Source organism: Mesorhizobium sp. B3-2-1 (assembly GCF_006439515.1).
Classification (GTDB): Bacteria; Pseudomonadota; Alphaproteobacteria; order Rhizobiales; family Rhizobiaceae; genus Mesorhizobium.
Window position 1 is genome coordinate 96,548 of record NZ_VFTI01000012.1, and the last position, 12,888, is coordinate 109,435.

Below are 12,888 nucleotides of genomic sequence, written 5' to 3' on the forward strand. Positions count from 1 at the left end.
TCTGATCCAACCGCCCGAGGAGAATGACCATGCTGTTTGCTCTGATTTGCAAGGACAAGCCCGGGAGCCTGCAGGTGCGCCTCGACACGCGCCCCGAGCACGTCGCCTTTCTCGACGGGCTGAACGGCGACAAGAAATTGGCCTTCGCCGGTCCGTTCCTCGACGCCGACGGCAAGTCCGATGGCAGCCTCGTGGTGGTCGAGGCGCCCGATCTGGCGGGCGCGCAGGCTCTGTCGGCCGCCGACCCCTATGCCAAGGCCGGCCTTTTCGAAAGCGTCGAAATCCGCCAGTGGAACTGGACGTTCAACAAGCCGGCGGCTAGTTAATTTCCGGTCGCCGGCGACTGGGCCGCAAGGAGGAGAGAGAATGAACTACTGGCTGTTCAAATCCGAACCCTCGGTCTTCTCCTTCGAGGCGTTGAAGGCCAAGGGCAAGGCAGGCACGCAATGGGACGGCGTGCGCAACTACGCCGCCCGCAACAACATGAAGGCCATGCAGATCGGCGATCTCGGCTTCTTCTACCATTCCAACGAGGGGCTGAACGTGGTCGGCATCGCCGAGGTCTGCGCGCTCGCTCATCCCGACACCACGTCGGATGATCCGCGCTGGGAGTGCGTCGATATCCGCGCCGTCAGGGACATGCCGAACCCGCCGACGCTGGAAGAAGTCAAGGCCAACCCAAAACTGGCCGAGATGGCGCTGGTGCGGCTCGGACGGCTTTCCGTGCAGCCGGTGACCCCGGCCGAATGGAAGGAAGTCTGCCGTATGGGCGGCCTGACGCCTGCTCCGTGACGGCGCTCACCCCCGACAGCGCCAGGCAGTTCATCCTCGACAATACGGCGCTGATGGCGCCGCCGCATGTACCTGAGATTCTTCTCCACCTCGCCGACGAAGCGCATGATCTTTGGCAGCGGACCGAGGACGAACTGGTCGAGATCGGCCTGCCGCCACCTTTCTGGGCTTTCGCCTGGGCCGGCGGCCAGGGCCTCGCCCGTCATGTCATCGACAATCCCGAAACGGTGCGGGGCAAGCGCGTGCTCGACTTCGCCTCGGGCTCCGGCCTCGTCGCCATCGCCGCCGCCAAGGCCGGTGCCGCGGACGTGACGGCGGCCGACATCGACCCGTTCTGCGCCACCGCGATCCGGCTCAACAGCGAGGCCAATGGCGTCGGGATCGAATTCCACGGCACGGACTGTATCGGCACCGACGCGGGTTGGGACGTGGTCCTGGCTGGCGACGTCTTTTACGACAAACCCTTCGCCGACCGGCTTATGCCATGGTTTTCGGCGCTCAAACGGAGTGGCGCCGACATCCTGATCGGCGATCCCGGCCGGTCCTATCTGCCGCGATCCGGGCTGGAGCCGCTTGGCGTCTACCAGGTGCCGGTGACAAGGGCGCTCGAGGATGCCGAAGTCAAGCGTACGACCGTCTGGCGGCTGCTTGACGCCATCGCCGAATAGGCGCTTCCATAAACCGCATCTGGAGGGGGAAGCTCATGGATTTTTCAGCAGTGAACTGGATCGCGGTGGTTGCCGCCGCCGTCGTCGCATGGCTGTTCGGTGCCGCCTGGTACATGGCGTTGAGCAAGCCCTGGCTGAAGGCCGTCAAGCTCGATCCGGCGACGATGAAGAAATCGCCGCTGCCCTTCGTCATCTCCTTCATCGCCGAGCTGCTGATGGCCACCATCATGGCCCTGGTCGTCGGCGCGATGACGGGTGGTGAGCCGACCTGGCTGGCGGGGTTGATCTTCGGCTTCGTGCTTTGGCTGGGTTTCGTCGCCACGACGCTGTCGGTCAACCATCGCTACGAGAATTTCGGCTGGGACCTGACCCTCATCGACGGCGGCCATTGGCTGGGCGTGCTGCTGATCATCGGCGCGGTGATCGGCTGGTTCGGCGCCGCGGCGAGCTGAGATAGCGATTTGACGATGACGGATGAATCCGCCTTTCCGCGCGACCTGGTGTTCAGCCGGGTCTGTCATGTCAAAAAAGGCTATGACGACCGGCGCCGGCATATCGTGCGCGAGTTCGAGCGGCGCGGCGTGCCGGTCACCTTCTACACCGACTGGGACCAGCCGGATATCACCCCGGAGATTCGTGCTGAACTGGTCGCTCCCGATTTTGTCCACCCGGCGCAGGTCTCGCTGGCGCTGAAGCATGTCGGGATCTGGCGCGATTTCCTCGAAACCGACCTGCCCTATTGCCTAGTGTTCGAGGATGACGTGTTCCTCGCGCGCGACTTCATCCCCAAATTCCGGCAAGGGCTGGCCGAACTCGGCAGCCCGATGCGCAAGGCCGTCATCTATCTCGGCAATGGCAGCAACTACTACACGCCGAGCTGGAAATTGCGCAGGGGTCAGAGGCTCTACCCGGCACTCCATGCCAGGTGCGCGGATTCCTACCTCATCACCCGTCCGGTCGCCGAAGCCCGTTGTGCCTGGATCGATCAGCACAAGATATACACCGTGATCGATCACCAGATCGAGCAAATGGACGAAAAACTGGGCATTGAGATGCTGTGGTTCGAGCGACCAATTGTCGAGCAAGGCAGCGAAAACGGCGCTTTCCAGACTTCCGTCGCCGGCAAAAAGCAGCCGCTTCTGTACAAGAAGCTGAAATGGAACGTGAAGAAATACCGACGCATGATCTTCGGCCACAACGCCCGGTCCTGAGTGCAGAGCAATTCCAGGAAAAGTGCGTAGCGCTTTCCCTAGGGAATTGCATGAAACAAGAGATCAGACCTTGTCCGTCGTCCGCGTCCTGGCAACTTCCTCCAGGATCCATTCGCGGAAGGCGACGATACGGGGATCGTCGCCCGTGGCCTGGGGATAGACCAGGAAATAGGCGAATTCCGGCGCAACCCTGATGCTGAACTCGAAGGGCCGCACCAGCCGGCCCTCGGACAGGTCGTTTGCCACCATGGCGAGATCGGCGAGCGCGACGGCATTGCCGTCCAGCGCTGCCTGGACAGCATCCGTGGACGTGCCGAAGACGACGGTGCGGCTGTCGTCGAAATCGTTGATGCCGGCCGCCGCCATCCACATGCGCCAGTTTGGCCATGTCACGCCCTGGCGGGCCCATTCGATATGGGCAAGCGTGTGGTTGAACAGGTCGCGCGGCTCGCGCAGGGGCGGCCCCGATGCCAGGAGGCCCGGGCTGCACACCGGAATGATGATGTTGTCGAACAGGCGATGCGCGCAGAGTCCTGGATATTTGCCGGCGCCGAAGCGGATGCCGACATCGACGTCGTCGAGATCGAAATCGCGCAAGCCGTAGGCGATGTCGAACCTGAGTTCGATGCCCGGCCGCTGTTGGCGGAAATTCTCGACGCGCCGCATCAGCCATTTCGCCGCGAACTGCGCGTCCAGCGTCACCTTCAAGAATTCCGTCCCGCGCGCCATCTTGCGCGCCCGCATCACGGCCCGGCCAAGCAGGTCGAGCGTGTCGGTCGCCGCCTCGTACAGCACCGTGCCCGCCTCCGTCAGCCGGATGGTGCGGCTGGTGCGGGTGAAAAGCACGATGCCGAGCTGATCCTCGATTTCCTTGATCTGGTGGCTGACGGCGGCAGGTGTCAGGCCCAGCTCGTCGGCGGCTCGGGTGAAATTGAGGTGCCGGGCCGCCGCCTCCAGCGTCCTGAGCGCCCGCGTTCCCGGCAAGAGCGCTGCCATCAGCGCACGGCCCGATCGAAGTGATCCATGGAGCCCTCAATCCTCAAATAAAACTTGATGATGAGAAAAAACTACTCGTTTCCCATTTGTTTTTCAATCCGGCATGATTTGCAGCATCAAAACACCATCAAACCGGATTTGATGTCCGGAGAATACGGATCACATCATGTCTCACATCGTTCTCCACCCTGCATATATCGCCCGGCCGAGCTGGCTGTCGGCTGTTCGTGACTGGCTGCGGCAGGCCAGGGTCGCGGTCAATCTTGGCCACCAGAACGTCGAGGACCTGTCCGATCGCCAGTTGCGCGATATCGGCGCCCACCGCAAGGATATCGCCCGCGCCATGGACCGCGAGACCGGCCGGCTGGGCCTTCTCGACATCGGCTGGCAGAGGAACAGGAAGGGATAGGGGAGTAGGGAATAGGGGAGTAGGATTGGTGATGCAGCCTGAACGTGTCTGCTACTGAAGCCTTCCCCTATTCCCCTATTCCCCTATTCCCCTATCTCACCACCCTCACCACCGTCCGGTCCGACAGCAGCGGCAAAAGCCGCGCCATCGTGCGCGCGGTGACCGCCACGCAACCTTCCGTCGGCGTGAAGCCGGGACGCGCCAGGTGGAAGAAGATGGCGCTGCCGCGCCCGCGACGGCGCGGCGCGATATTCCAGTCGAGCACCAGGCAGGCGTCATAGAGCCTGTCGTCGCGCCGCATGCGTTCATGGCTGGCGCCATAGGGTATCTTGACCGGCCTGTTGTAGTTGCGGTCGTCAGATACCTCGCACCAGCCGAGATCAGGCCCGATCAGCGCCATCCCCAGCCGCGTCCTGCGGCCGGCGGCAAACTGATCCCCGCGAAAATAGCCCGCCAGGATGCGCATCGAAGCGAGCGGCGTGGCGCCGTCACCCTCGCGCTTGCCGGAAGAGATGCCGCCGCGTCCCAGCGCGCACGCAAACACCGTTTTGCCGGCCTGCAACAAGCCCTGGCTTGGGTGGCCGGGCCTCGTCCGCACGGTCAGCACGCGCAGCTGTTTTGCCAAAATTGCGCCGGCTGCATTGCGATCGCGTTTTTTCTTGTATGATCGTGCCACGGAACAAATCACTGTGATCGGCTATTGTGCCGGCAAGCTTCCGCATAAATACGCAGCGGTCAACTGAATTCACTTTTCAAAACAACGGATTGATCCATGACTTCACGCACCATCCTGATCGTCGACGACGATGACGACCTGCGCGGCACACTGGTCGAGCAACTGTCCCTCTACGAGGAATTCGACGTGCTGCAGGAATCGACTGCGGCAAAAGGCGTCACGGCGGCGCGCGGCGGGCTCATCGATCTACTCATCATGGATGTCGGCTTGCCCGACATGGATGGCCGGGAAGCCGTGAAGATCCTGCGCAAGGGCGGCTACAAGGCGCCCATCATCATGCTGACCGGCCACGACACCGATTCGGACACGATTCTGGGTCTCGAGGCCGGCGCCAACGACTATGTGACCAAGCCGTTCCGTTTCGCGGTGCTGCTTGCCCGCATCCGGGCGCAGCTGCGCCAGCACGAGCAGAGCGAGGACGCGACCTTCTCGGTAGGCCCCTACACCTTCAAGCCCAGCCAGAAACTGCTCATCGACCCGCGCGGCGGCAAGGTGCGGCTGACGGAAAAGGAGGCCTCGATCATCAAGTATCTCTATCGCGCCGACCAGAAGGTGGTGACGCGTGACGTGCTGCTGGAGGAAGTGTGGGGATACAATTCCGGCGTCACCACGCACACGCTGGAAACCCATGTCTACCGTCTGCGCCAGAAGATCGAGCGCGATCCTTCCAATGCCGAAATTCTTGTGACAGAAAGCGGCGGCTACAAGCTGGTTCCTTAAACATTTCACTATCCAATGAGCGGTCTGGACGGGGCCGCTTTCGGGTACGATCCTGTTGGAGGGGGATTCAGGGCCGTACCGCAGAGGAGGGATTGGACTGACCGTTCGGGGACACAGCTAGATGGCGCTGGATGACGACATCCGCATCCTGTCCGCCGTGAGGCTTTTCGAAGGCTTCACGCAGGAACAGCTGCGCCTGCTCGCCTTCGGCGCCGAGACCACTCTCGTGCAGGCGGACCACAAGCTTTATCGCGAGGACGACGTGGCCGACTCGGCCTATGTCGTGGTCAGCGGGCGTATCGTGCTCTATCGCGAGCAGAATGGCGAGCGCGTCCCGATCGGCAAAGTCGGCCCCGGCACGATGCTCAGCGAACTGGCGCTGATCGCCGACACCAACCGGCTGACCAGCGCCTCGGCCGAAATCGACTCGGAAGTGATAAGGCTGAGCCGCAAGATGTTCCGGCGCATCCTGGAGGAGTATCCGGAACTGGCGGTGAAACTGCACCAGCGCATCTCCGAGGAATTCCACGAAATGATCCGCCGCATCGAGGAACTGGCCCCGCGGTTTTCGGGGTGAAGCCTTTGCCGCGATAGAACTCGAAGCTTGGCGGGACAGCGCCCCCCTCTGTCCTGCCGGACATCTCCCCCACAAGGGGGGAGATCAGCGGCCTTGGCGCTCCGCTCGATCTTGCAACATCAGTGATTGGCGAAAGCTTCGAAACATGCAATCTCCCCCTCGGGGGGATGTCCGGCAGGACAGAGGGGGGCGCGAAGGATCGCGACAGAACGCCTTTTTATCGACGAATCTGTTAATCCAGATCGAACCTGGCAATCACCGGCACATGGTCCGACGGCCGGTCCCAACCGCGCGCCGCCTTCAGGATTTCGTAGCCGGCAAAATCAGGCACCAGGTTTGGCGACGACCAGACATGGTCGAGCCGCCGGCCGCGATTGGACGCCTCCCAATCCTGCGCCCGATAGCTCCACCAAGTGTAGAGCTTCTGTTCCGATGGCACGTTGAGCCGCATCAGGTCGACCCAGCCGCCGGCGAGCCGCATCGCCTCGAAGTTTTCGGTCTCGACCGGCGTGTGGCTGACCACGTTGAGCAGTTGCTTGTGCGACCAGACGTCATGCTCCAGCGGCGCGATGTTGAGGTCGCCGACCAGCACCGAGGCCGACACCTCGCCATGCTCCGCCCGGATGGCGTTCATCTCGGCGACGAAATCGAGCTTGTGCCTGAACTTCCTGTTGATCTCGGGATCCGGCTCGTCGCCGCCTGCGGGCACGTAGAAATTGTGCAGCAGGATCGTCTTGCCGCCGGCCCGCACCGTCACCGACAGATGCCGGCTGTCCTCGATATCGCAGAAACGGCGCTTTTCGACTACCTCGATCGGCCGCCTCGCCACCGTCGCCACGCCGTGATAGCCCTTCTGGCCATGGAAGGCGATGTAGGGATAGCCGATCTTGCGGAACGCCTTTTCAGGAAACAGCTCGTCCGGGACCTTGGTCTCCTGCAGGCAGAGCACATCGGGCGCGTATTCATCGAGCAGGCGTTCGATGATCGGCATGCGCAGGCGCACGGAGTTGATGTTCCAGGTGGCGATGGAAAAGGGCATGCGGCAAGGTCCGGCGATAGATCGCCGAACTACTGCCAGCCGCACACCGGAAAAACAAGCGAGGCGACGAAGACTACCGTGTCTTGGTGTTCAGTTCGCGGTTGGCCGTATAGTCGATGGCGAAGGTGTCGGGCGCGAAACTGACCCCTTCCTTGGTGTTGAAGATCATCACCGTCGTGTCCTTGCCCTGCGCGTCGGTAATCGTCCACTGCCGCAGATCATAGGTTTTCGGGTCGAACATCATGGTGATTCGCGCATTGCCGAAAACCGACTTGTCGGAGAGCTGGATGGTGGTGAGGTCGTCTTCTTCCTTGACGCTCTTGACGCGGTCGCCGGAGAGGTCGATCCGGTCGTCTAGCAGCAGCTTCAGCGGCGTCTTCGAAAGCGGATAGAGGTCCGACGTGTTTAGCTTCTTGTTGAGGATGACAACCGACCTGCCGTCGGAAATCACTCGGAAATCCGAAGCCCCGTCGTAGTTGAAGCGGATCTTGCCCGGCCGTTCCAGGAAGAATTTGCCGCCGGTCTGCTCGCCCTTGGGGCCGAACTGGACGAATTCGCCGCTCATCGATTTGACCGCCGAGAAATGGTCGGCGATCTTTTGCGCCGCCGCAGGCACGGCCGCCTGCGCCGAGGCCAGCAGCTCGAATCCGGGCACCACGTTGAGCGCGGCGGCACCCGCGAACACCAGGCCGAGGCCAAGCAACTGGCGGCGGGTCGGGGCAAGATCGCTGAGTGCTGAAAGATCGTTTTTCATATCGGTCACTCTCGTCTGATTCCTGATCTGGTCGCTGTCGTGAACCCCCAGTTGGGCTGAAGTTTGGCGAGGCGATGGCTGCTCAGCCGGTTGAACGCGCCAGAAGGTTCGAAGTTGCCGCGAACTCTCCACTGTCAGAATTTGTCGTCTTCGGTCGGCACCAGGATTTCGCGTTTTCCGGCATGGTTGGCCGGGCCGACAATGCCTTCCTTTTCCATCTTCTCGATGATCGAGGCGGCCCTGTTATAGCCGATGCCCAGACGCCGCTGAATGTAGCTGGTCGAGGCCTTGCCATCGCGCAGCACCACTGAGACCGCCTGGTCGTAGGGATCGTCGGAATCCTCGAAATTGCCACCGCCTCCGCCACCGGAACCGCCCTTGCCGGACGGCTCGTCGTCGTCCTCGCCGTCATCCTCGGTAATGGCGTCGAGATATTCCGGCACGCCCTGCAGCTTCAGGTGCCCGACGATCTTCTCGACCTCGTCGTCGGAGACGAACGGCCCGTGCACGCGCTGGATGCGGCCGCCGCCGGCCATGTAGAGCATGTCGCCCATGCCGAGCAGCTGCTCGGCGCCCTGCTCGCCCAAAATGGTGCGGCTGTCGATCTTGGACGTCACCTGGAAGGAGATGCGGGTCGGGAAATTGGCCTTGATGGTGCCGGTGATGACGTCGACCGAAGGACGTTGCGTCGCCATGATGACATGGATGCCGGCGGCACGCGCCATCTGCGCCAGGCGCTGGACGGCGCCTTCGATGTCCTTGCCGGCGACCATCATCAGGTCGGCCATTTCGTCGATGATGACGACGATATAGGGCATCGGCTCGAGATCGAGATTCTCGGTCTCGTAGATCGCCTCGCCGGTCTGGCGGTCGAAGCCGGTCTGCACGGTGCGCGAGATCTTTTCGCCCTTCTTCTCGGCCTGTTGCACGCGCGCGTTGAAACCGTCGATGTTGCGCACGCCGACCTTGGACATCTTGCGGTAGCGGTCCTCCATCTCGCGCACGGTCCATTTCAGCGCCACCACCGCCTTCTTCGGGTCGGTCACGACCGGCGTCAAGAGATGCGGAATGCCGTCATAGACGGAAAGTTCGAGCATTTTCGGGTCGATCATGATCAGCCGGCATTCCTGCGGCGTCAGCCGGTAGAGCAGCGACAGGATCATGGTGTTGATGGCGACCGACTTGCCCGAACCGGTGGTGCCGGCGACCAGCACGTGCGGCATCTTGGCGATGTCGACGATGACGGCCTCGCCATTGATGGTCTTGCCCAGCGCCAGCGCCAGCTTGGCCTTGGTCGTCTCGAAATCGCGGCTGGCCATGATCTCTCTGAGATAAACCGTCTCGCGCTTGGCATTGGGCAGTTCGATGCCGATGGCGTTGCGGCCGGGTACGACGGCGACGCGGCAGGCAATCGCGCTCATCGAGCGCGCGATGTCGTCGGACAGGCCGATGACGCGCGACGACTTGATGCCCGGCGCGGGTTCGAGCTCGTAAAGGGTGACGACCGGACCCGGGCGAACAGCAATGATCTCGCCCTTGACCCCGAAATCCTCCAGCACGCCTTCGAGCAGGCGCGCGTTCTGTTCCAGCGCATCCTTCGAGAGACTTGGGTCGCGCGCGACGTTCTTCGGTTCGGACAGGAAATGCAGTGACGGCATTTCGAACGTGTCCGAGCCGATCAGCGAGGTCTGCGCCTCGCGCTGGACGCGGGCGCCCGGCACGGGTCGCGCCGCCGGCGCCTCGACCCGGGTGGCGGCATCGGAACGGAACTGCTGGACCTTGGCCGCGGGGGCCCGCCGCTGGGCAACCGGCTCGTCGTCGAAATCCATGTCGTCATCGTCGCGGCCGAAGACATCGTCGTCGGCCGGATCGACAGAAACGCCGCGGTCGTTGACCATGGCGGCGAAGAATTCCGGTTCGACACGGGCGCGGCCGTCCTGGCTCATGCGGGATTCTGCGAATTCGGCCGATTCGACCCGTTCGGCGGCACGGCGCCAGGCGCTGGCGCGCGGCTCCATCTCCGGTTCGAACTCGTCGCGCTCCTGCCTGCGGCGCACCGCGCGGCGATGCATCCAGGCGCGGAACGAAAGCCACCAATGTGTAATTGCGCCGAGCGCCAGCATGCCCTCGTCGCCCTCGTCCTCGTCATTGTCGAACAGGAACTCGTCCTCGCGCGGGTCCGCGGCAGCCGGTTCTTCCATCACGGCGAAGCCGTTCTTGCGCCCGATCAGCGCCGCGCCATAGGCGAACAGCCAGAGCGCGGGTGCAGCCAGCAATATGGCGAGCACGCTGGCGATCAGCCCGGTCGGATAGCCGCCGATGAGGACGCCGGGAATCTTGAGCACCATGTCGCCGAAGACGCCGCCGAGGCCGGTGGGCAGCGGCCAGGTCTTGGGCGGAACGATGCAGCCCGCGATCGCGGCTGCGAGCAGCGCGAAACCGAACCAGAACAGCCCGCGCTTGGGCAGCCTGTCGACGCCCCGCGCCGAAAACAGGAGATAGCCCCAGACGACGGCCGGAACCAGCGCGGCGACCGCGGCAAGGCCGAAGAACTGCATGGCGAGGTCGGAGAAGACCGCGCCGGCATAACCCATGGCGTTGGTGACGATGTTGGCGGTGGCGTGCGAGAAGCTCGGGTCGGCGACATTCCAGGTCGCGAGGCTTGCGACGGCGAAGGCGGTGAACACAAACAGGCCGGCGCCGACCAGACGGCCGACCTGGCGCCGCGCGAATGCCTGGATGCCGTGCCCCGTATCGGTCAGCGCGAGCGGTGCTGAAGCCCCTGAACGCATGCTCTTCCCCGTCAGTGATTGCCTGGCCCGAGCACATGACGCACTCCGGCAGATTCGGATGCCAGACTAGGCGTGGGAAGGTTAAGGGCGCATTAACTATAAGTCTGCCGGCGACCGTCCTTTTGACGTCGAGACCTGCCAGTGCTCGCACCACATGAAAATGGCGGGCGCCCTGGCCCGCCATCCATTCGTTGGGTCGGGCAGCGTGTTACTTGCTGCCGCCGAGCATCTTCACATTGGCGCAGAACTCGGCGTGCGGCTTGCTCATCGCCGCATCCTGGCATTCCTTCATCATGGCGTCCTGCTTCTCCTTCGGCATGGCCATGAAGGCAGCCTTGAATTCCGCCATCGGTTTCATGGTTTTCATACTGGAATCGGTGAAGAACGGCGCCATGTTGTCCGGCTCGTCCAATGCGCCGGCAAATGCAAAGCCGCTGACCATGGAAAGCGCGAGTGCCCCGAGGCAGATATTCTTGAGGTTCATGTGAAAATTCCTTCCCTGTGTTCAAAAACGCGAGCGTCAGACCGACGGTCGCCTCCACAGTTCGGAGACAGGGCGGTCGATGTTTCCTCGAGAATTTTTTTCACGCGAACGTGATTGCGCGAAGTTGATCTTCACCAGAACGAATTTCCAAAAAAAGAGGCCCGGAGCGATCCGGGCCTCAAGGCGTGAGGCCCTTTGGAGGACGTCACGACGGGATGCTTTTCAAAGCAATTCCAGGAAAAGTGCTTTGGCGGTTTTCCGTCCGGAATTGCGTGGGAGATATGGGGCCGGCGGGAGGAGGGTTCCGCCGGCCCCATTGGCAAGGATGCCTTACGGCACCACTTCGCCATGCTGAGAGATGTCGAGGCCTTCGACCTCTTCCTGGGTCGACGGACGCAGGCCGACCAGCGCCTTGACGACATAGAGGATGACGAAGGTCGCAACCGCCGTCCAAACAATGGTGACGGCGACACCGTAGATCTGCTTGCCGAGCGAAGCGCCCGACGAAAGGCTGTTGATCGCCGGGTCGGCAAGCACGCCGGTCAGCAGGGCGCCGACCACGCCGCCGACGCCATGCACGCCGAAGGCATCGAGCGAGTCGTCATAGCCGAACATGTGCTTCACCTTGACCGCCGAGAGGTAGCAGACGACGCCGGCGACGATACCGACGATGAAGGCTCCGGTCGGGTTGACGAAACCGGAAGCCGGTGTCACCGCGACGAGGCCGGCGACGGCGCCCGAGATGATGCCGAGCACGGAAGGCTTCTTGGCGATGATCCATTCGGCGAACATCCAGGCCAGTGCCGCGGCGGCTGTGGCAACCTGGGTGTTGAGCATGGCGGCACCGGCAAGGCCGTCGGCCGCCAGTTCCGAACCGGCGTTGAAGCCGAACCAGCCGACCCACAGCAGCGATGCGCCGATGACCGAATAGACAAGGTTATGTGGCGCCATGTTGGTGGTGCCATAGCCTTCGCGCTTGCCAAGCACCAGCGCGCAGACGAGGCCCGCGACACCGGCATTGATGTGGACGACCGTGCCGCCGGCGAAGTCGAGAACGCCAGCCGTACCGAGGAAGCCGCCACCCCAGACCCAATGCGCGATCGGCACGTAGACAATCAGCAGCCACAGCGCCATGAAGATCAGCAGTGCCGAGAACTTGAAGCGTTCGGCGAAGGCGCCGGCAATCAGCGCCGGCGTGATGATGGCGAAGGTCATCTGGAACATAGAGAAGACGAATTCAGGGATGTTGGCCACACCCGGCAACCACAGGCTGGCGGTGGTGATGCCGTGGTGGAAGAATTTCGAGGCGCCGCCGAGATAGGCATTCATGCCACCGCCGTCGGAGAAGGCCAGCGAATAGCCGAACATGAACCACAGCACCGTCACCAGGCAGGTGATGGCGAAGCTCTGCATGATGGTGGCGAGCACGTTCTTCTTGCGCACCATGCCGCCGTAGAACAGCGCCAGGCCCGGGATGGTCATCATCAGCACCAGCGCCGTCGAGGTCAGCATCCAGGCGGTGTTGCCGGTGTCGAGCACCGGGGCCGGAGTGGCAGCCGGCGCGGCAGCCGCGGCAGCGGGTGCGGCTTCCTGCGCGAAGGCGGCGACGCTGCCCAATGCTGCGAGAGCGAGCGAGCCCAGAAGGGCCGCCCTTCCCGTCGTCTTCAAGGTGGAAGGAATATTCATTGAACTCTCCATTGGAATACGTGT

At 62.9% G+C, this 12,888-nt stretch carries 15 protein-coding genes; 8 read left to right on the top strand and 7 right to left on the bottom strand.

Annotated elements, in window-relative coordinates:
• The first annotated feature begins 29 nt into the window (after window positions 1-29).
• Genes FJW08_RS14700 through FJW08_RS14720 form a run of 5 tightly spaced genes read left to right on the top strand, consistent with a single transcriptional unit; the run spans window position 30 to window position 2,671 of the window.
• Window positions 30-326 carry a YciI-like protein gene (locus tag FJW08_RS14700; protein ID WP_140811174.1) on the top strand — a complete coding sequence of 99 codons (297 nt, stop codon included), beginning with the start codon at window positions 30-32 and terminating at the stop codon, window positions 324-326.
• Between the two features lie 40 nt (window positions 327-366).
• On the top strand, window positions 367-792 hold the full coding sequence (locus tag FJW08_RS14705) for an EVE domain-containing protein (RefSeq protein ID WP_140811175.1): 426 nt from the start codon (window positions 367-369) through the stop codon (window positions 790-792).
• On the top strand, window positions 789-1,460 hold the full coding sequence (locus FJW08_RS14710) for a methyltransferase (RefSeq protein ID WP_140811176.1): 672 nt from the start codon (window positions 789-791) through the stop codon (window positions 1,458-1,460). Before FJW08_RS14705 ends, FJW08_RS14710 begins: the two co-directional genes overlap by 4 nt.
• A 35-nt stretch (window positions 1,461-1,495) precedes the next feature.
• Window positions 1,496-1,912 carry a DUF1761 domain-containing protein gene (locus FJW08_RS14715; RefSeq protein ID WP_140811178.1) on the top strand — a complete coding sequence of 139 codons (417 nt, stop codon included), beginning with the start codon at window positions 1,496-1,498 and terminating at the stop codon, window positions 1,910-1,912.
• A gap of 15 nt (window positions 1,913-1,927) precedes the next feature.
• Window positions 1,928-2,671, top strand: coding sequence for a glycosyltransferase family 25 protein (locus FJW08_RS14720; protein WP_140811179.1), 744 nt, complete (start codon window positions 1,928-1,930; stop codon window positions 2,669-2,671).
• 63 nt (window positions 2,672-2,734) lie between these two features.
• On the opposite strand, the gene gcvA is transcribed toward FJW08_RS14720, so the two are convergent.
• Window positions 2,735-3,667 (bottom strand): transcriptional regulator GcvA, encoded by a 933-nt coding sequence (gene gcvA, locus FJW08_RS14725; RefSeq protein WP_140763313.1) that lies wholly within the window; start codon window positions 3,665-3,667, stop codon window positions 2,735-2,737.
• A gap of 166 nt (window positions 3,668-3,833) precedes the next feature.
• On the opposite strand from gcvA, the gene FJW08_RS14730 reads away from it, so the two are divergent.
• Window positions 3,834-4,076, top strand: coding sequence for a hypothetical protein (locus FJW08_RS14730; RefSeq protein ID WP_140811181.1), 243 nt, complete (start codon window positions 3,834-3,836; stop codon window positions 4,074-4,076).
• 91 nt (window positions 4,077-4,167) lie between these two features.
• Here FJW08_RS14730 and FJW08_RS14735 read toward each other — a convergent pair whose 3' ends face one another.
• Window positions 4,168-4,704, bottom strand: a complete 537-nt coding sequence (locus FJW08_RS14735) for a L,D-transpeptidase (protein ID WP_181182927.1) — start codon at window positions 4,702-4,704, stop codon at window positions 4,168-4,170.
• A 144-nt stretch (window positions 4,705-4,848) separates the two neighbouring features.
• Here FJW08_RS14735 and FJW08_RS14740 point away from each other — a divergent pair, with 144 nt between their 5' ends.
• Complete coding sequence (locus tag FJW08_RS14740; protein ID WP_027145512.1) at window positions 4,849-5,532, top strand: response regulator transcription factor; 684 nt, start codon at window positions 4,849-4,851, stop codon at window positions 5,530-5,532.
• Window positions 5,533-5,653: 121 nt separating this feature from the next.
• Window positions 5,654-6,109 carry a cyclic nucleotide-binding domain-containing protein gene (locus tag FJW08_RS14745; protein ID WP_140763306.1) on the top strand — a complete coding sequence of 152 codons (456 nt, stop codon included), beginning with the start codon at window positions 5,654-5,656 and terminating at the stop codon, window positions 6,107-6,109.
• Window positions 6,110-6,341: 232 nt separating this feature from the next.
• Here the strand turns inward: FJW08_RS14745 and FJW08_RS14755 are convergent, their stop codons facing one another.
• From FJW08_RS14755 to FJW08_RS14775, 5 genes are all read right to left on the bottom strand, one after another.
• Window positions 6,342-7,148: an exodeoxyribonuclease III gene (locus FJW08_RS14755; protein ID WP_140811185.1), complete on the bottom strand. Its 807-nt coding sequence runs from the start codon at window positions 7,146-7,148 to the stop codon at window positions 6,342-6,344.
• Window positions 7,149-7,221: 73 nt separating this feature from the next.
• A complete protein-coding gene (locus tag FJW08_RS14760) occupies window positions 7,222-7,902 on the bottom strand; it encodes an outer membrane lipoprotein carrier protein LolA (RefSeq protein ID WP_140763300.1) in 681 nt (226 codons plus the stop codon).
• A gap of 134 nt (window positions 7,903-8,036) precedes the next feature.
• Entirely contained in the window at window positions 8,037-10,694 is a 2,658-nt protein-coding gene (locus tag FJW08_RS14765) for a DNA translocase FtsK (RefSeq protein WP_140811187.1), read from the bottom strand.
• 208 nt (window positions 10,695-10,902) lie between these two features.
• Window positions 10,903-11,178, bottom strand: coding sequence for a hypothetical protein (locus tag FJW08_RS14770; protein ID WP_140763295.1), 276 nt, complete (start codon window positions 11,176-11,178; stop codon window positions 10,903-10,905).
• A gap of 330 nt (window positions 11,179-11,508) precedes the next feature.
• A complete protein-coding gene (locus FJW08_RS14775; protein WP_140763292.1) occupies window positions 11,509-12,864 on the bottom strand; it encodes an ammonium transporter in 1,356 nt (451 codons plus the stop codon).
• Window positions 12,865-12,888: the final 24 nt, after the last annotated feature.